General features: G+C 48.6%; 19 protein-coding genes. 2 read left to right on the top strand and 17 right to left on the bottom strand.

Annotation, left to right across the window (positions count from 1 at the left end):
* Together CRO25_RS14470 and CRO25_RS14460 are read right to left on the bottom strand one after the other, a co-directional pair.
* Nucleotides 1–1,446 carry a DUF6385 domain-containing protein gene (locus CRO25_RS14470; protein WP_256863651.1) on the bottom strand — a complete coding sequence of 482 codons (1,446 nt, stop codon included), beginning with the start codon at nucleotides 1,444–1,446 and terminating at the stop codon, nucleotides 1–3.
* A gap of 48 nt (nucleotides 1,447–1,494) precedes the next feature.
* A complete protein-coding gene (locus CRO25_RS14460) occupies nucleotides 1,495–1,992 on the bottom strand; it encodes a DUF6385 domain-containing protein (RefSeq protein ID WP_072733753.1) in 498 nt (165 codons plus the stop codon).
* A gap of 234 nt (nucleotides 1,993–2,226) precedes the next feature.
* Here CRO25_RS14460 and CRO25_RS14455 point away from each other — a divergent pair, with 234 nt between their 5' ends.
* A complete protein-coding gene (locus CRO25_RS14455) occupies nucleotides 2,227–2,760 on the top strand; it encodes a hypothetical protein (RefSeq protein WP_079695474.1) in 534 nt (177 codons plus the stop codon).
* A gap of 28 nt (nucleotides 2,761–2,788) precedes the next feature.
* Nucleotides 2,789–3,370 carry a hypothetical protein gene (locus CRO25_RS14450; protein WP_063567605.1) on the top strand — a complete coding sequence of 194 codons (582 nt, stop codon included), beginning with the start codon at nucleotides 2,789–2,791 and terminating at the stop codon, nucleotides 3,368–3,370.
* Nucleotides 3,371–3,463: 93 nt separating this feature from the next.
* On the opposite strand, the gene CRO25_RS14445 is transcribed toward CRO25_RS14450, so the two are convergent.
* The 15 genes from CRO25_RS14445 to CRO25_RS14380 form a co-directional block, all read right to left on the bottom strand.
* The gene (locus tag CRO25_RS14445; protein ID WP_079695473.1) at nucleotides 3,464–4,804 is read right to left on the bottom strand and encodes an MFS transporter; all 1,341 of its coding nucleotides are present in this window, start codon (nucleotides 4,802–4,804) and stop codon (nucleotides 3,464–3,466) included.
* A 71-nt stretch (nucleotides 4,805–4,875) separates the two neighbouring features.
* A complete protein-coding gene (locus CRO25_RS14440; protein WP_079695472.1) occupies nucleotides 4,876–6,054 on the bottom strand; it encodes a winged helix-turn-helix domain-containing protein in 1,179 nt (392 codons plus the stop codon).
* Nucleotides 6,055–6,194: 140 nt separating this feature from the next.
* A complete protein-coding gene (locus CRO25_RS14435; RefSeq protein WP_063567603.1) occupies nucleotides 6,195–6,989 on the bottom strand; it encodes an ABC transporter ATP-binding protein in 795 nt (264 codons plus the stop codon).
* A 2-nt stretch (nucleotides 6,990–6,991) separates the two neighbouring features.
* Complete coding sequence (locus CRO25_RS14430; protein WP_063567616.1) at nucleotides 6,992–7,852, bottom strand: ABC transporter permease; 861 nt, start codon at nucleotides 7,850–7,852, stop codon at nucleotides 6,992–6,994.
* A 150-nt stretch (nucleotides 7,853–8,002) separates the two neighbouring features.
* Entirely contained in the window at nucleotides 8,003–9,052 is a 1,050-nt protein-coding gene (locus tag CRO25_RS14425) for an ABC transporter substrate-binding protein (protein WP_079695471.1), read from the bottom strand.
* A gap of 353 nt (nucleotides 9,053–9,405) precedes the next feature.
* Nucleotides 9,406–9,825 (bottom strand): PD-(D/E)XK nuclease family transposase, encoded by a 420-nt coding sequence (locus CRO25_RS14420; RefSeq protein ID WP_079695470.1) that lies wholly within the window; start codon nucleotides 9,823–9,825, stop codon nucleotides 9,406–9,408.
* The gene (locus CRO25_RS33890; protein ID WP_256336484.1) at nucleotides 9,815–9,949 is read right to left on the bottom strand and encodes a hypothetical protein; all 135 of its coding nucleotides are present in this window, start codon (nucleotides 9,947–9,949) and stop codon (nucleotides 9,815–9,817) included. Before CRO25_RS33890 ends, CRO25_RS14420 begins: the two co-directional genes overlap by 11 nt.
* 152 nt (nucleotides 9,950–10,101) lie before the next feature.
* On the bottom strand, nucleotides 10,102–10,749 hold the full coding sequence (locus CRO25_RS14415; RefSeq protein WP_090809140.1) for a metalloregulator ArsR/SmtB family transcription factor: 648 nt from the start codon (nucleotides 10,747–10,749) through the stop codon (nucleotides 10,102–10,104).
* A gap of 13 nt (nucleotides 10,750–10,762) precedes the next feature.
* Nucleotides 10,763–11,650 (bottom strand): rhodanese-related sulfurtransferase, encoded by an 888-nt coding sequence (locus CRO25_RS14410; protein WP_063567600.1) that lies wholly within the window; start codon nucleotides 11,648–11,650, stop codon nucleotides 10,763–10,765.
* A gap of 251 nt (nucleotides 11,651–11,901) precedes the next feature.
* On the bottom strand, nucleotides 11,902–13,326 hold the full coding sequence (locus CRO25_RS14405; RefSeq protein WP_244192812.1) for a YfcC family protein: 1,425 nt from the start codon (nucleotides 13,324–13,326) through the stop codon (nucleotides 11,902–11,904).
* A 4-nt stretch (nucleotides 13,327–13,330) separates the two neighbouring features.
* Complete coding sequence (locus CRO25_RS14400; protein WP_256337986.1) at nucleotides 13,331–14,503, bottom strand: M20 family metallopeptidase; 1,173 nt, start codon at nucleotides 14,501–14,503, stop codon at nucleotides 13,331–13,333.
* A 395-nt stretch (nucleotides 14,504–14,898) separates the two neighbouring features.
* Entirely contained in the window at nucleotides 14,899–15,807 is a 909-nt protein-coding gene (locus CRO25_RS14395; protein WP_079695467.1) for a LysR family transcriptional regulator, read from the bottom strand.
* 129 nt (nucleotides 15,808–15,936) lie between these two features.
* A complete protein-coding gene (locus CRO25_RS14390) occupies nucleotides 15,937–17,043 on the bottom strand; it encodes a DUF5050 domain-containing protein (protein ID WP_079695466.1) in 1,107 nt (368 codons plus the stop codon).
* 58 nt (nucleotides 17,044–17,101) lie between these two features.
* The gene (locus CRO25_RS14385) at nucleotides 17,102–18,607 is read right to left on the bottom strand and encodes a HAMP domain-containing sensor histidine kinase (RefSeq protein WP_079695465.1); all 1,506 of its coding nucleotides are present in this window, start codon (nucleotides 18,605–18,607) and stop codon (nucleotides 17,102–17,104) included.
* Nucleotides 18,604–19,314: a response regulator transcription factor gene (locus tag CRO25_RS14380; protein WP_079695464.1), complete on the bottom strand. Its 711-nt coding sequence runs from the start codon at nucleotides 19,312–19,314 to the stop codon at nucleotides 18,604–18,606. Before CRO25_RS14380 ends, CRO25_RS14385 begins: the two co-directional genes overlap by 4 nt.
* Nucleotides 19,315–19,609: the final 295 nt, after the last annotated feature.

Raw genomic sequence — 19,609 nt, 5'->3', positions numbered from 1 at the left:
TTATGTGCCTTGTCCATTGAAGAACACATCAATCGTGCTGGATGCTCCCAGCAGACTGGAGCGGTAGGAAAGACGTGTATATTTGAGAAAACGCTGCGGCACCAGAACATCCACCGAGCCTGGCAAAATCCCGGTCACCGTGTCCACATCATCGTACCAGTTGGTACCGTTGGCACTGATTTCCACGCGGGCATCGACACGGTTGAGCCCCGGACCCCTGTTATATACAAAGAAAGAATAAGTGCCGAATACACTCGTCGTGACCGCCGGAAGCGGTGTAAACGTGTTTGCCGTTGGCGTGCTGAGAAGCTGTGATTCCTGAAAGCTTTTTTGCGAGATGGACGTCACGCTGCTGAGTGTACCCGCCGTAATCGTGGCTCCCAATACGCTGGTAATGGTACCATTCAACAAATTGGTCAACGTTCCGGCTGTAATGGTGGCACCAAGTACACTGGTAATCGTTCCGTTCAGCAAATTCGTTAACGTTCCCGCTGTCACGGTAGCTCCCAGTACACTAGTGATGGTACCATTTAACAAGTTCGTCAGTGTTCCGGATGTAATCGTTGCTCCAAGTACACTTGTGATTGTACCGTTCAACAGATTGGTCAGCGTCCCTGCGGTAATCGTCGCTCCAAGCACGCTGGTGATTGTACCTGCCGTGATTGTTGCTCCAAGTACACTTGTGATCGTTCCGGCTGTGATCGTCGCTCCGAGTACACTCGTAATTGTACCGTTCAGCAAGTTCGTCAGCGTTCCCGCCGTCACCGTGGCTCCAAGCACACTGGTGATCGTTCCGGCCGTGATCGTCGCTCCGAGTACACTCGTGATTGTACCGTTAAGCAAATTCGTCAGCGTCCCTGCGGTCACTGTGGCTCCAAGCACGCTATTGATTGTACCCGCCGTAATGGTGGCTCCCAGTACACTGGTAATCGTTCCGGCTGTGATCGTCGCTCCCAGTACACTGGTAATTGTACCGTTCAGCAAGTTCGTCAGTGTTCCTGCGGTGATTGTAGCTCCAAGCACGCTGGTGATGGTACCATTGAGCAGGTTTGTTAATGTCCCCGCCGTCACGGTTGCCCCGAGCACACTTGTGATCGTTCCGGCAGTAATGGTGGCTCCCAAAACACTGGTGATTGTACCATTCAGCAGGTTTGTTAATGTTCCGGATGTGATGGTTGCGCCAAGCACGCTGTTAATTGTACCCGCCGTGATCGTTGCTCCGAGGACGCTGGTAATCGTTCCGTTAAGAATATTTGTGATAGTTCCGGCATTAATCGTAACGGTAGTCAGACCTGAGATATTACTTATCGTACCATCCAAAATAATTCCGAGTACGTTCCCGCTTGTATCGGTGTGAACCGGCTGGGCTGCGCCTGTACTATCATGACCAAAAATCAGAGTTCTCAGATTATCCGGATTCGTGTTAAACGTTGTAAAGTTAGGCATATGCCTCGTCCTCCTCCCTGGTCAAATCGGTTGTAGAATTCCACGTTCTTACGGCATACGCTGTGCCTGAAAATAAACATCGAGCCGGGTCGGCTGATCCGGTTCAACCGATTGGATAACCAGCCGGGTATAACGCAGGAATCGCAGCGGCACAAGCGCTTTGGTCTGCCCTCCGGCAATCACTTCCTGGCTGTCCACAGCATAGTCCCTGGCATTAGGGCTGATCTGAATCTGCACAAGAGCCGGATGTTCACCCCGATTTACAATGCCATATGTGTACATGCTGAGCGATGAGGTGTCTTGAGCCGGAAGAGAATTCATACTACCGTTTGTCTCGGCTCCGACATACGTATGCTCTGTAAAACAGTGAGTAGCACCAGGGAGTGTCGTACGTGAGGAAGTACCCTGCTTGAACCGGGGACGAGTAATCCGGGAACAAGGAGGTTTCAGCAATTTAGCGCGGCAGGAACGACGGGATTGGCGACGGCTGACATATTTAGTTGTTTGGTTCGTTCTCTTCTTGCTACGCTTCGCTGTTCGACTCATATCGATTTCCCCTTAAAAAATGTGCTTACGCATCGTATGCCTGCATGTAAAATACGGGCACGGCATACGCCGTTATTTGAGGATTTACTGTTTGTATCCCAAACCCTTCCCCTTTTTCCCACATACACTGCAAGTACAACCTCTTCACGTCTCTATTTCAAAATTTCATAGAAGCAGCACATTCCAAAAAATTCACTTTGGTTATCTTATTCAGGCAGATTGGAGGTGGATTATATGACCAATTCCAATGTATTCAATCAATCTAACGGTCCCTTATATACTCAACTGACTAATACATTCTCTGCCCCTGGCATTGAGTCCACTCCAGAGGGCGGGGCGGCAGCCGCAGGCAGTTCTTTTGCACTGACTACCAATAATGTCAGTGTAGGTGCTGGACTAAATCTGTTGCTGCAGGTCGTTAATGCAGTGGGCAGTGGGCGTACCTTGTACGTCTCTAGGATCAGCGGAGGCACAACCGCAGCTGCTACACTCATTGTCTATTCCGGCGGAACCATTACAGGTGGTACCACACCTGTGCCAGTCAATACATTGTTGGGCAATACCAATACGAGTGTAATGACAACAAGGCAAAATACCGGCACATTAACGGGAACATTAACAAGCTTGTTAAGCATTCCTCTTACAGCGGGCATGTATATGTTAAACCTGAACGGTTCTATCATCGTCCCTTCAGGACAGACACTATCCATCAGTGCGGGAACAGGCTCCCAAACCGCCTCCATTAATCTTTCCTGGTGGGAATTCTGACATATCATTTAGAAAAGGAGTGTGCACAATGCCGAATGATCACGTGTTCAACCCGCTAAACCGTCCCGTTTATACATCCATTACGAATACGTTTACCTCTCCCGGCATTGTGGCTCCACCTGAGAATAATGCAGGTAGTACTGGCAATCTGTACAATGCAGGCTCAACCAACTCCACAACACTAGGATTGCTGGGGGGCAGTGTTATTGCTACTGTCCAACTGACCAACCCAGTCGGGAGCGGTAAAAATGTGTATATATCACGGCTTTCCGGTGGAATCACGGTCGCGCTCAACTTGCTTTCTTCCTTCAGTGGTACCATGACTCTGTCTGCAAATGGAACATTGACATCACCGAGCACACTCACACCGGTAAACAATAATTTATCAAGCAGTAACACGAGCATTGCAACGGTGCGATTCTCCGCTGCCGCTCCCACGGGTACCACAAACTTATTGGCTATGCCCTTGCAGGTAGGTCCCTTTCTATCCAATGAGTTAGGACGTTACGTGGTTCCTCCTGGTCAGTCCATTAACCTGTCGGTGAGCGGATCCCTGTCTGTTGGTGGGCTGATGGCCTCCACCTCCTATTTCTCTTGGTGGGAGGCATGATGCACTACCCTATTAGATGGAAATAGCCGCTTACGGATAAGTAACCGTAGCGGCTGTTCATCGTTCATTTTCTTTTTATCGTAACGATGGCAGTTATGGCTGTCTGACTGTCTTCTGCCCAAGTTCTCCAGTCGACTCTGCCGGAAGTGGCTGTTGCCCCTTCCATAAGATTCGTTGCAGCATCATGCCTGCGAAACCAATAGCCAGTGTCGCCATGCCAATATATTGAAATGTGGGACTCGGTCCTACACTCCGAATCAAGGCACCTCCAGCGAGTGGAGCAATGACCAGCACGACACTGGAAAGCGAGTTTTGAATACCGAATACACGGCCTACATAGGCAGGCGGAGTTTCTTTTTGCAGCAAGTAATTCAACGTCACCATGAACAGTCCATTGCCCACTCCGATGCATAAGCCCCAGATGATGATCCAGAACTCGGACGTTTGGGAACTGATCCAACCAAGCGCACCAATTCCGGCACCAATCAGCAAATATCCTCCACCCAACCCCCAGCCATACCCTATTCGCGGAAGTCGATTCAATAGTAGAATAATCACAACCGCACCTGCCCCAGCGGATGATCCCAGCCAGCCGATCAGAGCTTCGTTGCCAGGCTTGATCTCCCTAAACAGCGTCGTAAACTGGTAATCGATCATGAGGATCGCCATTAATCCAAAGCAACCAAACAGCATCGTACTCAGAAGGGTACGGCTGCTCTGAATAAAACGCCAACCCTTCTGCCATTGAATGAACAGAGATTCCTCGGTCTCCCCCGTTTCCAAAGGACCTCCATCCGATGCAGAAGGTTCTGGATCCTCTGTTAGACGCCGTAAAGGCCATAACACGACTCCGGACAACAAACGTGTACAAGCATTGATTAAAATACAGACTTGCGGTGAAAAGACGGCCACAATGACTGCACCCAGCAGCGGTCCCGCTACTTTGGAGCATTGGTTCACAAAACCGTTCAGTGATGATGCCTGAAACAGATGCTCCTCTGCTACCACTTGACGCGTAAGTGCCTGCTGCGCAGGTACATGGAATACCCCCATCATCGCTCGTAAAGCAAGAAGCGGCAGCAGCCAAGCCGCACTTGGCGCGAACAGAATTGCAATCGTTAATAAGACGGTGATCACATCACATATCATCATGATTTTCACCTTATGCAAACGATCAGCTAGTGCACCTGCCACCGAGCCAAGTACGATCCCCGGAACAGCCATACATACCGGAATAAGGGCTATGATCAGAGGATCAGCACCCCAACGATAAGCGACCATTACCTGGATGGCGAGCGCGTCAAACCAATCTCCAAAGGTTGCGAGCGAATAAGCAATAAACATCCGCATGAAGCGGAAGTTGGTCCATAGGCTTTTGGATGAACCATTGGACGAAATGGATGATGGATTGGGTTCATTTGAAATGACGGTCATACGTATACTTCCTCCCCTGATTACAGCCTTGTTGCTGGCTTATATGTTCCTTGGCTGTAATCATAAGGGTGTTATATCAGAGGAAGATCAGAGGATGGAGCAAACGGCGATAAAAATGTGCGGATTTCATCCACAATTTGTTGTCCATAAATAGGCACGCCGTAACTTTTGGAGATATCCGCATAAATTTGACGGTATTTAGTGCGAAGACGCCCCTCTATCCGGTGGTGTGCCATGAACAACAATATTTGGTAAGCCGAATTGAGATATAGCGGTGCGTTCAATGTCATTTTCAATACGTCCAGACCATCGTCCATTCTAGGCTCTGCCTCTCGGATTCTCCCTTGTCTAAGCAACCATAGGCCTTCCATAACTTGAAAGCGTCCGATTTCCCGCAAGTATGGCGCATCTTTCAACCCGGAACGCAGAGCAGACATGTGATCCTCTACCGCTTCGCCGCTGCCACCCCACAGTTCCACATACAACGCTGAGAGCTTTACCGGAAGTCTGAAATGGACCAGTTCATCTTGCTCCATCACGTGATACGTTTCAATAAGTCGAGCTTTGGCTCGTTCATACTGGCCCACCTCTGCGTAGACTTCAACAATGTTCAGAATACGAAGTTCACGAAGCTGATCGGCAGACAGTGCGGATGAATTCAGAGCCTTTTCGTACAATGGCAAACTCTCCGATGGTTCAATCAGGGTATGTGTAAAAATTAGCAGCCAATACAAACGTTCCTCGAAGGGAATTTCCGTCGTTGTAATCAACCATTCCAGATCTCCCTGAATAAAGTGGATATACAGCTGATAAAATGGATCAATCTCAATGCCCAGCGCTTCTTGCTGATCCAGCAGCGTGAGCATCGATTTGCCCTGCCCATACAGATGATATTTGCGGAACAATCCATGAATCACTTCTCGCATCTCCTGATCTTGGGCGGAAGGGTTAGAGGGCAATATCGCCATATTCGATCGGATGATAAGTCGGTAACCATAACCACGCACGGTCTCCAGTGCAATTTCTTCCCAACGTTTCAGTTTCTTGCGCAGTCGATACACATGGTCGTCCACGGTGCGTTCAACCGGATATTCCAAGGGCCATACCCGATCCAGCAGTTGGCTGCGAGTAAAGGCTTTTTCCTTGTTCTCATACAAAAAATACAGCAGTGCAAATTCCTTCGCCAGCAGGCGGATGGAATCGGTACGCTGGATTACCGTGTATGTTCCTTCATCGAATTGTAACAACATGCTTGGCCCTCCTATGTATGCTTACTACTTGTGATCCTTATTCTGTTCAACATACCACAAAAACCCTTTGCGAGAACGCAAAAGGTTTTTGTAATGAGATGTACTGGCTCTCTTCGGTAATCGCAAGGTGCTCCCTGGATTTAACCCAGCACCACGCGATCGTCGGCCATTTTTTTACCGCTGATACGTTCAAACTCGCCCAATAACTCAGGTACGGTCAGCGTGCGCTTACGCTCTTCACTAACGTCCAAAATAATTCGGCCTTTGTCCATCATAATTAGACGATTGCCCAAACGTATGGCCTGCTCCATATTGTGTGTGACCATCAACGTTGTAAGTCTCATCTCACGTACAAGCGTCTCTGTCAGCTCTGTGATCAGCTCCGCACGAGAAGGATCAAGCGCAGCCGTATGCTCGTCCAGCAGCAAAATTTGTGGCTGGGTGAATGTTGCCATGAGCAGGCTGAGCGCCTGGCGTTCACCGCCAGACAGAAGGCCCACTTTGGCATTGGGGCGTTTGTCGAGTCCAATGCCGAGTTTCTCCAACTGGGCGTTGAAAATCTCCCGTCTTGCACGGGTCACTCCAAAGCCCAGTCCACGGCCCTTGCCACGTTTGTACGCCATCGCCATATTCTCCTCAATGGACATATGCGGTGCTGTACCCGCCATCGGGTCCTGAAACACACGGCCAATCCAACTGCTGCGTTTATGCTCAGGCAGGCTTTTGATGGAACGATCATTGATCAGCACATCGCCCATATCTGGCTTCATGACGCCTGAGATAATGTTCATCAACGTTGATTTTCCCGCGCCATTACTGCCAATCACGGTCACGAAGTCTCCCGGGTTCATCGTCAGGTTTACGCCAACCAGCGCAGTCTTCTCGTCGGTCGTTCCCGGATTAAACAGTTTGGTCACTTGTGTAATCTCAAGCATAATCACATGCCTCCCTTCGCCTGTTGGCTCGACGAGCCCATAAGCTCTTCGGTTCGTTTGCGAGCCAGGCTTTTCTGCTTCATGGAGCGCTGCATGGTTGGGAAAACAAGTGCGATAATAACGATCACCGCGGTGATCAGCTTCAGATCGGATGTGTCGAACCATTCTACCTGGAGTGCGATCGCGACCACAATCCGGTAAATAATTGAACCGACAACGGCCGCAAGTGTGGCCCAGAATACGGTTCTTGCACCCAGAATGGCTTCCCCTATAATAACGGAGGCCAGTCCGATAACGATCATACCAATTCCCATCGTAATATCTGCAAAACCGGATTGCTGTGCAATAAATGCTCCAGACAGCGCAACAAGTCCGTTGGACAGACTGACACCAACAATGGTGGTCACATCCGTATTCGCGCCGAAGCTGCGAATCATGCGTTTGTTGTCACCTGTGGCGCGCAGTGCCAGTCCGATATCTGTTTTCATAAACAGATCCAGCATAATTTTGAATACCAGCACAACTACGATAATGATAACCATGACATGCTCACCCGAGAAGGGGTTATCCATGCCCATAATGGATTTGTTCGGTGCGCCGAGAATACGCATATTAATTGAATACAGAGCAATCATCATCAGAATACCGGATAACAGCCCGTTAATTTTGCCTTTGGTGTGCAGCAGACCTGTACAGGCGCCAGCCACCATTCCTCCAGCCATTGCTGCCAAGCAAGCGAGCCAAGGAGAGAAGTCGTTGGATATCATGACCGCCGCGATTGCGCCTCCAGTTGTAAAACTTCCGTCTACGGTGAGATCGGGGAAGTCCAGTATGCGGAATGTAATATATACACCCAATGCCATCAGTGCATACAACAATCCAAGCTCGATTGCCCCTTCAATTGAACCCCAAGTCAAATTCACATTGCTTCCTCCCTGTCTATCGAAAAGAATGAGGCGAACCCGCCTGCACGTCCGCCTCGCATCCGTACTGCCGGAGGATCTCCGGTCAGATTATTGAATAATGTTGTTATCCTGGTCCTTCACTTCTGCCTTCATCTCATCAGTAACAGTGATGCCTTGAGCTTCAGCAGCTTTCAGGTTCAGAATCAGATCCAGCTTGTCCGGCACGGTGACTTTCATGTCGCCCGGTTTCGTACCATTTTTCAAAATGTCCGCAGCCATTTCACCCACTTGGTATCCGTGATCGTAGTATTTGAAGCCAACGGTTGCGAAAGCCCCTTTTTCCACGGTATCCCGGTCACTGGAGAAGAACGGAATTTTATTTTTGTTCGCGGTCTGGATGATTGTATCCACTGCGCTAACTACCGAGTTATCCAGCGTGATATAGAAGGCATCCACTTTGCCAACCAGAGAATCGGTTGCCTGTTTTACTTCGGATGTGTTCGTAACTGGTGCTTTGACCAGCTTGATATTATGTGTTGCCAGCGCTTTTTCCGCATTGTTCGCCATCACCACCGCATTCGGTTCGCCCTCGTTAATAACCAGACCTACCGTCTTCACGTCCGGTAAATATTTGGCTATAAAATCAGCCAATTGCACGATCGCCTCCGGGTTCGTATCCGATGCACCTGTTACGTTACCACCTGGCTTGTCCATGTCACTCACCAGTTTGGCACCCAGCGGGTCCGTCACTGCCGCGAACAGCAATGGCTTGTCCTTCACTTGTTGAGCCAGGGCCAGTGCGGATGGCGTTGCAATCCCAAGGACCAGATCATTTTTGGAATCCCCGGCAATCTTCTGGGCAATGGACAGGTTGTTCGTTGAATCGCCTTGCGCGTTATTGTAGTCAATCGTCAAGTTCTTGTTCTCTTCAAGACCAGCATCCTTCAGCGCTGCAATAAATCCTTCACGTGTGGCATCCAACGATGGATGCTCGACGATTTGTGAGATCGCAATGCGATATGATTTTTCTGCCGTACCTTCGCCTGTTGTGCTGCCTGATCCCTCGGTCGTTGTGCTACCGCCGCTGTTATTTCCGCAACCTGCCGCTACGATCATAGATGCAACCATCATCAGAGACATTAACCATTTCTTTTTCATGTGTGAGAACCCCTCTCCATCTTCTAAAATGTTGATGCCCTCATCGTTATCCAAGTGACACGATAGGGCGGGACAAAACGAACGCTTCAACGCATTGTTGCTTTGACCGACAAAAGCAGACAAATATAGACTTTTCTCATGCGACTGAAGTCCATGACTCGTGTTGGTATTTTATTGTTTCCCTAATATTAAGGTGCGACCTGTTTCCCGTCAATGGTTGAACCGCTTCCAATTTGCATTCATTGCAGATACGTGAGAGAAAACATTACATAAAACAAAAAAAGGCCTCTGCAATTTTGCAATAAGGCCTCTGCTAAGAAAGGATATACAACTGGGTGAAGAGAAAATACACATCATTCTTTTTCTTTTTTCAATTCTTCTAGTTCAGATAATGTTAGCCCGGTAGCTTTGATAATGGTATCTTGATCAAGCCCCAAAACGAGCATATTGATTGCGATTTTACGTTTACTCTCTGCTTCTCCTTCTTTGATGCCTTCTTTGATGCCTTCTTCGATTCCTTTTTGGATGCCTTCCTCCAAGCCTTTCTTGAGACCTTCTTCTCGTGCGCCCTCAATCATGGAAACTTCATCCCACAGAAATTTCTGACGGTCGATATATTGTTGACGTGCTTGCTCATCCTGGCTCAGAAACTCCAATACACTCATGGCTTTTTTCAACGCCGGTTCCGGTTCGTGCATCAATAACTCCTCCCAGCTAGACTTGGTTATCCCCTTTAAAAATAATAGCCATCGCACTAATCCATCATTCATCATAATGTTGTTGTCTTTTAACTTCGAAATTTCGCCTAAAATGAATCTCTATATCATCTGTCAGGGATATATCTGTATGATCTTCTCTTAAATGAAATACGTTGTGATAATGATCATTAGCGAGCATATTGAAATTAACAATGTTAATCGCTACGCATTTTTTTGAGCTGGATGTAAATTTAATAATAACACGCATCTAATACTTAATATAACGTTTTTACATCATTTTCCAAACAAAAAAGAGACTGTTCCGAGTGATCGAAACAATCTCTATACATGCTAATTCCCAGCCGCTTCGCGAATCTGGTACGTGCATTTTTTGCCGCCATCCGCATAACATTCGGTGCGCTCCACATCAGCCTGCAGCAATGAACGGAACAGTTCCAGTTCACAGCGGCAAGCCTGTTTATAGACACTCGCTACCTGCACAATAGGGCAGTTCAGCTCGGTAAGCACATAGGTGCCATCCTCTTCCTTGGAGGCATCGGCCATATATCCGTTTGCATTCTGAATGCGCGCGAGTTCCTCGACACGTCCGGCCAGATCCTGACCTTGCATCTGTGGCTGTCCGCTGCGAAGCAGCTTGTCCCGGCGGCTCTCGAACAATGCATCCACGACACCGCTGCCCGCTGAATCCGACAGTTCCTCCAGCAGTTCCAGGGTCAGTGATGAATATGATTTTGGGAAAAAGCTATCCCCGCGTACCGTCAAATGGTATACGGCGGAGGGACGTCCAGCTGTAGCTCTGGCTTCCCGAACTTCAATCCATCCCTCCTGCTCCAGTGCCGTGAGGTGACGGCGAATCGCCATGCCGGTCAGACCAAGCTCAGCTGTCATTTCCCTTGCGGTCATTGTGCCTTGCTGCTTCAGCATGAACAAAATCCGTTCACGCGTCGTTCGTTCCTCTTCGCGCTTCACGATCAGCACCTGCTCTCCCTGCTTATGCGGTTACCGGTGCTGCCTCCCGGCAGGCATCCGAGCAAAAGCGGTTATGCGTCTCTTCGCAATCCTCACAGCTTACATGCTGCAGGTTGCAGGTTGGACAGTTAATATAACGGTCATGCGTCGTTCCACAGTGATAACAGCTGGCAATCACGATATCTTCATCCGTCCGGTTAATCGGCACGGAAATACGCTCGTCAAAAACATAACATTTCCCATCAAACAAACGACCTTGTACCTCATCATCCTTGCCATAGGTCACGATTCCGCCATCAAGTTGAGCCACGTCCTGGAAACCTTCCTTAATCATGAACCCGGTTAGCTTTTCACAACGGATACCGCCAGTACAGTAAGTAATGATCTTTTTGTCCTTCATGTCGCCCAGGTTATCCCGAATCCATTCCGGAAACTCGCGGAACGACTCCACGTCCGGACGAATCGCACCTCGAAAATGACCAATCTCGTACTCGTAGTCATTGCGGCCATCAATTACAATGACATCCTCCTGTTGAAGATGCTCGTAAAATTCTTTCGGGGACAACCGTTTACCACTAACTTCGTTCGGGTCCAAGTCTTCGTCCACACGGAATGTAACCAGCTCAGCTTTGTGACGAACAAATATTTTTTTGAACGCATGCTCTTCGACATCATCAATCTTGAATACCATATCGCTGAATAGCGGGTTGGCATGCATATCCTTCATGTACTGCTCGGTTTGCTCTGGTGTACCGGATACGGTACCGTTAATGCCTTCCGAGGCAATTAGAATACGTCCTTTTACACCCAGGTCCTTACAGTATTGCAGATGCTCTTGCGTAAACGTTTCAGGGTCTTCAATCTTCACGAACTTATAATATAAAAGCACGCGGTACGCGCTGTTACACATGTGTATCACCTGTTCCTATTCCATGTTGTTATTGGCCGGATCATCCGACAAGACTAAAACGTTGCAACCTTGCTTATGAAAAAGAAAAGAAACAGCCGTCCGAAACAATGTCTCGAACTGCTGCTTTGAACATTCGACTTTTATTCCTGCATTCTAGTTTATCGGAAGCGGAATAGCTTAGTCAATATAAATGTATAGAAAGGAATGTAAGTTATGGAATACATTTTTCGCTGCTTGTCTCAATCGAACGATTAAGAATACTGAATGGCATTGGCGATCAGCATAAATACAATACCCATAGCGATCCACATGACCATCAGCGGCCAGAAGAATCTAACCCATTTCTGATACGGAATGCCGGATACCGCGAGACTGCCCATTAAGGCTGAAGACGTTGGCAGAATCATGTTGGTGAATCCGTCTCCGAACTGGAAAGCCAGTACGGCAGTCTGACGGGTAACCCCGAGCAGATCCGATAATGGAACCATAATCGGCATCGTTGTCACTGCCATACCTGTACCCGAGGTGATGAACACGTTCATGATATTTTGGAAGAAATACATACCCAGTACCTGCACGGAGGACGGCAATTCGCCAACCGCTGTAGACATTCCGTATACTACGGAGTCAATCACGTTACCCTGATCGAGGACAACCATGATACCTCTTGCCAGACCGATGATAAAGGCACCATAAGCGATGCCACTAGCACCTTTGACGAATTCACTTGCAATTCGACTAGGACCGAACCCGGAGACAAGACCAGCGATCACGCCCATGCTCAGGAAGAGGGCCGCCAGTTCTTCCATCCACCAGCCTTCTTTGGAAACACCCCAGATTAACAGGGCAAAGCCAGCTACAATTGTAATGATAGTCAGAATATGTGTGATGCGAATCGTTGGCAGTTTGTTCAGGTCCACCGCAGGTGTATCTGCTGCCTGCTCCTGCTCCAGCTCATGCACCAAACCACGTGTTGGATCAGACTTCACTCTGGACGCGTACCGCATAATATAGATACTTGTCACGGAGATGAGACACACCAGGATAATTGCACGAAGCCACATCCCTGAGAAAATTGGAACTTCTGCAATGGCCTGAGCCAGTCCTACGTTGAACGGATTGAGCAGTCCGGCAGTGAAACCACACGAGGCCCCCAGCGAGATCATCGCCGTACCGGTTAGAGCGTCATACCCCAGCGCACGCGCAATGGCAATCCCGATCGGTACAAAGACCATAACCTCTGTGGACATGCCCATCGTGAATCCACCAACTGAGAACAAGGTGATGAATACCGGAATGACCCATAATCCCTTGTTGGCGAACGAACGGGCTACCCTACCTGTAAGGGCTTCAATCGTTCCCGTACTCGTAATGATCTGAAATGCTCCGCCGATGATGAAAATAAAGAATACAACGTCCGCGGAGTCAACCAGTCCGCGAACGATGGACTTGGGAATATCCCATAATCCCGTTGGATTGGCCTCTACATGATGATATGAACCTGGAACGAGCAAGGATTTGCCTGTCGCCTCATCCTTAACCCGATCAAATTCCCCTGCAGGAATAATGTAGGTCAGCACAGTAGCTACCAGCACCAGAATAAACAAGATGACGAAGGTGTGAGGCATCTTAAACCATTTGCGCCGTTGTTGTGGTTGTTTTGTTATGTTTTCCAATTCATCATCCCTCGTCCTTCTGTTGTTTCCATGCTTTAAATTCATCACGTACCTGCTGCAATGCTGCCTTGTCTGCGTACAAATCGAACGCCGTCAGTGCAAGTGCCTTCGCCGCACGGTTTAGCTCAATCATGCCTTCCTCTGCTCCGGCAAGCCGGGCAAATTCAGGTGTGTGTGTTGTCGCATCTCCTAACCGAATATACGGATGGATTGCGGCTGTAATCTGGCTTACGTTACCGATATCCGATGAACCAACACCACCTGTTTGCGGTGGATCATGCACTTCAATACCCATATCCTCCAGGTTCTGCTGGAACAGACCCGCCAGAGTCTTGTTGTTATTCCGCTCGGCATAGATCAGGCCTTCCGTAATATCTACCGTAGCCCCAACACCTTCCGCAGCATGGCGCACGACGCGATATACTTTGTCCATGACGATTTTCAGCTCTTCGACTGTCTTCGCCCGAATGATATATACGGCTTCAGCCAGCTCAGGCACCACGTTGGGCGCATCTCCACCCTTGGTGATAATCCCGTTCACCCTAACGTCATCCTTCAAATAAGGACGCAGTGAGTTTATACCCGCGTACGCGTTGACCAAGGCATCCAGTGCACTAATACCTTTCTCAGGAGATGAGGCAGCATGTGCCTGTTTGCCGTGGAACGTAAAGGTTGCGTCCACACAGGCCAGCGCACCTCTCAGTACCATCGTTTTTTGCTGCGGGTGACACATCATGACGGCATCAATCTCATTGAATACGCCATCGTTCACCATAATGATTTTTCCGCCGCCCTCTTCTTCAGCCGGTGTGCCAAGAATGACGATCCGTCCCGGAAGATCAGGGCAAGATTCCTTGAGCGCCAGTGCTGCACCTACAGCAGAGGTTCCGATCAGATTGTGTCCGCAGGCGTGTCCGATGCGGGGCAGCGCATCATATTCAGCGAGCAGTGCAATCGTGGGTCCACCTGGCTGGCCTTCCCATACAGCACGGAACGAGGTGTCGAGGCCTGAAATGCCTTTTTCCACCTGAAATCCGGCCGCTTCCAGCGGTTCGGTTAACCATTGTTGTGCTTGGACTTCCTGAAAGCTAAGTTCAGGGTTAGCGTGAATGCGCAGGGATAATTCCCGCAAGTCAGGGTCCAGCCGATCTACGGTTTCTTTGATTTTTTGCTTCATATGAGCTGGGTCAGGATACATATTGTTTTGCCGCCTTTCTCCAAATACAGCATTTCTATATTCAATTCAATCGAATAAATATACAATCAGATTGGATATATTGTATGTGTGACCAAGCCAGAAGTAAATTCAAAAAAATTAAGGAATAGCCCATAAAAAATTTTATGGACTCGCTAGACAATAACATATGGATATCATTAGATGTCAGTATATTACTGGTTATTTTTCATATTAGCCAAGACGGCATCGGTATACATTTTAATCTTATGTACATCCTTCGAATGGGTACTCCCTATAAAAATGACACTGCCAAACAGCAATAAAATTCCTTATTTGATAATAAAATATCGGATAATTATGCATAAAGAAATGCATCTATTCCGCTATGTCTGTATCTAGCTTCCGTCCACAACATGCTGTGTTCCAGCCGTTTTCATCAAGTCAATAAAGCGACCCACCGTTGCCTGCTGCAGCACACTTTCCTTATACACTAACCACGTATTACGCCGCAATCCCTGTCCATTCTGTCGAATCAATTCCTGCTGGTGAAGGCCATCCGAATCAGACACGAAAATACCCGGAATAATGGCATAACCAAGCCCATAACGCACCATTTCCTTACATGTCTCATAGCTGTCCACACGCATCGTTACGGTTGGTGAACATTCATAGCGCTCATACCACCAGGCCGCTACTCCCTCTCGGAAGGGGCTCACAGGAGTTCCACCCGTTTTCGTCAAGGGCTCCTGAAATGCAATTTGCGGAAGCTCGGGAAGTTCATCCAGATTAATGGGTTCACGGGATACAATACAGACCGGTTCATCGTGCAGCAGATGTTTCCCCTCATACCATGGATGCTCCCCCCGGATGACCCCTACCTGAATTTCATCCCGCATTAACAGTTCCATAACCTCCACACTCAGAGCACAGGTCACAGCAAACTGAACCTCAGGGTACAGTTCCTTGAACTGCTTTAACAAGGGAGGAAGCTTGTACAACGAATAATGATTGGCAATCCCGAGACGCAGCGTTCCCTTAACCTCATTCCGAATGTTCGACAGCAGTTCCTTGACCTGGTTAAGCTCATTGAGCATTTTACGGGCATAAATCGCGAGATGCTCTCCTTCGGGAGTAAATCTGGCACCTTTTAACGTTTTATCGATAAGTGGCACGCCAAATTCCTTCTCCAATTGCTGCAAACGGTATGTCAAAGCTGGCTGGGTCATAAACATGCGCTCCGCAGCCTTGGTCAGACTACTTTCTTCGGAAACGCTCAGCAGCAGACGGCAGTCCTTTTCATCCATGATCATGTTCCCCCTTTACTTCTCGTCTCTTCAGTATAACCCAGAAAACCAGCGTTAAAGGTACAGAAAAAGCCCAACTCGATATGAGTCAGGCCCGCTCTGCTAATTTACTTCTTCTTCGATGATGATTTACTGCGAGATCGTAATGACCGAGGTGACAAAGTGGTATGATTCATTTTCCTGCACTGCCTGTGACAGCAAAATTCGGTTGCCTTCCGGACTCCAGCTCAGTGGATCAGATGCGTTATCCATTTCGGCCGAGATCTGGAACTGCTCCGCCGATTCCGTATTAGAGACGAACAGCCCTTTTTCATCGTCACTTTCCGAATTGATTGTGTAGGCGATTTTGGAATCGTCACCAGACCAGCTCGTGCCGAAGATCTGCGTGCCTCTGGCAAGCGTGGCTTTTTCATTCCCTTCCAGATCGGTTAGCACCAGCGCCCGTTTGGTATCGGCTGTTTTTTTCACAATCGCCAGTCTTGATCCATCGTTGGACGGGATTACCCTCTCTACACTTTTCAACACCTGCTTCACTTCACCGGTCTTCGTATCGTAGCTATTCAACTGTCCGTCCGTGCCTGTGATGTAGTAAATTACATTACCCGAAACGCTGACACTGCTTACATTGAAGTTCCCCGTCTTGACCAGCGCTTTGGTTGTTCCATCCACACTTGCTGATATGATATCCCCATTCATGTTTGGAAAAACGACATGCTCCTTATCCAGCCATGCGCCTTCAAAGACAAATCCATCGTCATTGCCTGCTGGAACCACTTCCCCGTTGTGCAGGTTCAGAATGAAGCCTTTGCCCGTCGATTCCTCTGGTTCTCTGTAGAAAATATACTGACTATCCGGGGACACGAGTGGTGAGCCCAGATTCACTTCACTTTCCTTCACGGGTGTATCTGTGCCCTTTGTAAGATCGTACATGTATAAGTTATGCGGGTAACGTTTCTCACCCTCAACGGTGACAGGCTTCATGGACTCGTTTACTTTATCCGACAAAATCCAGTCATTGCTTAGCCATGCTACCCCGCGCATATTCGACAGTTTATCGATTTTCTCCAGCTTAAAGCTCTGGTATACCGATGTATTTGTATTGTCCTTGACTGTAATATCCGTGCCTGATTTCCCGTTCTGTGTATTATCCCCTGGTTTCGTTGTTCCCCCGCATGCTGTTGCCGATAATAGGACAATCGCCCCGAGCGTGCCCATAGCCGCCTGTTTCCAATTCATCATGGTCCCTCCTGAGTGCTTTCTATAGACCAAGCATACACATCGCATACTTCCAAAGTTATTCAGACTTGTTTCCAACTTGTAAACTTGAATGGGCAAGAGGGAAAACAAGCTGGAACGTCGTTCCTTCCCCGTGTTTCGGATCGCCCGGCAACAATGAGATTGTGCCGCCCTGCTTCTCTACAAATTGCTTGACGAGTGATAGTCCCAGCCCGGTTCCCCCGGTTTTTCTGGCCCTGTCTTTATTGACGGTATAAAAGGGTTCAAAGATTTTCTCGCTCGCCTCATCCGGAATGGGCGTCCCCGAGTTGAAGATGCGAATTACCGCTTGTCGCTCCTGCATTCGCAGTTCATTGCTTACCCGGATGACACCTCCCGGCACATTATATTTGATCGCATTATCCAACAGATTGATGAAAATATGCATCAGGCTCTCCCGATCGCTGCGGATCACCGCAGGCAGTAACGTCAGCTCCATGTTCAGCGCAAACTTCTCGGCTTTGCCCCGCATCCGGCCACAGGCATCCTCCAGTAGAGCACGAACCTCCACGTCCTCCGCCTGATTCTCAAAATCATATTTCTCCAGGGCTGATAAATGTAATACCTTCTCAACCATCTCGTACAGCCGCTCGGTTTCCTTGCCAATATTGCTTGTGGCATCATCCAGCAATTGTGGATCATCCTTATACATGTCCAGCAGCTCCACATATGCCTTAATCGACGTAAGTGGCGTCTTGAACTCATGGCTGATGTTGCCGATATATTGTTTCTGCTGCTGCTCCAGGGCCTGAAGCTTCTCGATAGCGAGCTGGAGCTTCTGCTGCTCCGCATGCATGGCTTCAATATTTTGCTGAATCGATGTACTCATATAATAAATGCCCTGCCCCAGCTCACCTAACTCATCCTTGCGACTCACAGGTGATTCAGTAATATAATGCCCTTCACGAATGGAATCGGCAGACTTCTTCAAGCGGGTTATGGCAACGGCAAAGCGATTGTAGAAGAGATATCCCAGAATGAAGCTTAACCCAACAACCGCAATCCCTGCCCACATAAACAACTGAAGGATACGGGCATAGAATTCATGATAGCTCTGAACCGGATACTGCATGCGTACAGCACCCATCTGTCCATCCGGTCCGTCCAGCGGTGCTACATATAGCAGGGTATCCCCCTGTTCGTGATAAGCAATTTTATTTTGCAGCGCATAGTTCAGCGTCGCTGTGATATCTGCACTTTCCTCAGACATGATTGATGAACCAACCTGCTGTCCCTTCATATCATAAAGCGCGATGGGCAGACCTGTGGAGCTTGCAAGCTCTTGAGCCAACCTGCGGCCATTTTGCTGTAAAAAAACCTCCTGCTCCAGACGAACGGACTCGGTATAGTAAGACTGCCGCACATTCAGATTCACCAGACGGGTCTGCTGGGACAGAATGGTCTCGATCTGCGTCTGCTGGTTGCGCTCAATACCTCGCAATACCAGCGAGCTGAGCACAACGACGGTCAGGATTAGCAATGCAGCTAGAAAAACGCTGAACTTCAGCTTGATGCTGATTCTCATACCGAGCCGCCCGGTTCAGGGGCTGATGCCTTATAGCCAATGCCGTATACCGTCTGTAATTTTTGCTGATCGGTATCGCCGATCTTTTTGCGCAGCCGCTGAATATGAATATCCACCGTGCGTGTGCCCCCGGCATATTCCATGCCCCACACCCGGTCCAGCAGATCATCCCGCGTGTATACACGCTCGGGGTTGGACATCAGAATGGTCAGCAAGTCGAACTCTTTTGGCGTCAAATCCAGCTTCTCCTCATTCACCGTCACGGTGCGGTGAGCGATATGGATGCGCAGTGTTCCATTGACGATAACCTGATTCTTCTGGTCGTCAGGGGACGGGCTGCTTTTCTCCACACGGCGTATCAATGCCTTTACTCGGGCGAGCAGTTCGCGGATCTCAAACGGTTTGGTCATGTAATCATCCGCGCCCATTTCCAGTCCGACGATCTTATCCACGATATCATTTTTGACGGTCAGCAAAATAATGCCGATATCCTCTCGATCCTCCAACCTGCGGCATACGCCGTATCCGTCCAGCTTGGGCATCATCACATCCAGAATCATGACCTGCGGATGGAATGACGCCACCTTGACCAGCGCTTCTTCGCCGTCATTTGCTGTCTCTACTTCATATCCTTCGCGCCGCAGCGCGTAAGCAATGGCACTGACAATGCTTGACTCGTCATCCACGACCAATACTTTTTTATTCATCGAAATCATCCTCTATATGTGTCATGAGTTATCGTATTCTTTGGATCTATGTTAACAAGGTATCGCCTGATTAGCTATGGAGGACTTTTCGATTTGTGAGAAACGTCAGATATACTGTATCCTCTCAGCTTCGACTTCGCTCCACTTTTTTTATACCCCAAACACAACAAAAAGAGCCAACCATAAGGAGGAGTGCTCCATCCCATGATTGACTCTTCTTCTTTAATAAGACTAACGACTCCAAGTGAGGCGTCTTTTTATTTCTATACTCCACTCAAATCGAAATTATTTTCCA

Origin of the sequence: Paenibacillus sp. RU5M (genome assembly GCF_900221055.1) — a bacterium.
GTDB classification, from domain to species: Bacteria; Bacillota; Bacilli; order Paenibacillales; family Paenibacillaceae; genus Paenibacillus; species Paenibacillus marchantiae.
Note: the sequence above shows the minus strand (reverse complement) of the source record. Positions and strands in the feature narration are given on the sequence as shown.

Bases quoted from the DNA above. Each gene is read 5' to 3' on its own strand.
- CRO25_RS14430 (WP_063567616.1), bottom strand. From the start codon at position 7,852: ATGGCATTGGGTGTATATATTACATTCCGCATACTGGACTTCCCCGAT.
- CRO25_RS33890 (WP_256336484.1), bottom strand. From the start codon at position 9,949: ATGCTCGCTAATGATCATTATCACAACGTATTTCATTTAAGAGAAGAT.
- CRO25_RS14395 (WP_079695467.1), bottom strand. From the start codon at position 15,807: ATGGATGAAAAGGACTGCCGTCTGCTGCTGAGCGTTTCCGAAGAAAGT.
- CRO25_RS14385 (WP_079695465.1), bottom strand. From the start codon at position 18,607: ATGAGAATCAGCATCAAGCTGAAGTTCAGCGTTTTTCTAGCTGCATTG.
- CRO25_RS14445 (WP_079695473.1), bottom strand. From the start codon at position 4,804: ATGACCGTCATTTCAAATGAACCCAATCCATCATCCATTTCGTCCAAT.
- CRO25_RS14390 (WP_079695466.1), bottom strand. From the start codon at position 17,043: ATGAATTGGAAACAGGCGGCTATGGGCACGCTCGGGGCGATTGTCCTA.
- CRO25_RS14435 (WP_063567603.1), bottom strand. From the start codon at position 6,989: ATGCTTGAGATTACACAAGTGACCAAACTGTTTAATCCGGGAACGACC.
- CRO25_RS14410 (WP_063567600.1), bottom strand. From the start codon at position 11,650: ATGTGTAACAGCGCGTACCGCGTGCTTTTATATTATAAGTTCGTGAAG.
- CRO25_RS14400 (WP_256337986.1), bottom strand. From the start codon at position 14,503: ATGAAGCAAAAAATCAAAGAAACCGTAGATCGGCTGGACCCTGACTTG.
- CRO25_RS14455 (WP_079695474.1), top strand. From the start codon at position 2,227: ATGACCAATTCCAATGTATTCAATCAATCTAACGGTCCCTTATATACT.
- CRO25_RS14380 (WP_079695464.1), bottom strand. From the start codon at position 19,314: ATGAATAAAAAAGTATTGGTCGTGGATGACGAGTCAAGCATTGTCAGT.
- CRO25_RS14425 (WP_079695471.1), bottom strand. From the start codon at position 9,052: ATGAAAAAGAAATGGTTAATGTCTCTGATGATGGTTGCATCTATGATC.
- CRO25_RS14470 (WP_256863651.1), bottom strand. From the start codon at position 1,446: ATGCCTAACTTTACAACGTTTAACACGAATCCGGATAATCTGAGAACT.
- CRO25_RS14440 (WP_079695472.1), bottom strand. From the start codon at position 6,054: ATGTTGTTACAATTCGATGAAGGAACATACACGGTAATCCAGCGTACC.
- CRO25_RS14450 (WP_063567605.1), top strand. From the start codon at position 2,789: ATGCCGAATGATCACGTGTTCAACCCGCTAAACCGTCCCGTTTATACA.
- CRO25_RS14460 (WP_072733753.1), bottom strand. From the start codon at position 1,992: ATGAGTCGAACAGCGAAGCGTAGCAAGAAGAGAACGAACCAAACAACT.
- CRO25_RS14420 (WP_079695470.1), bottom strand. From the start codon at position 9,825: ATGATGAATGATGGATTAGTGCGATGGCTATTATTTTTAAAGGGGATA.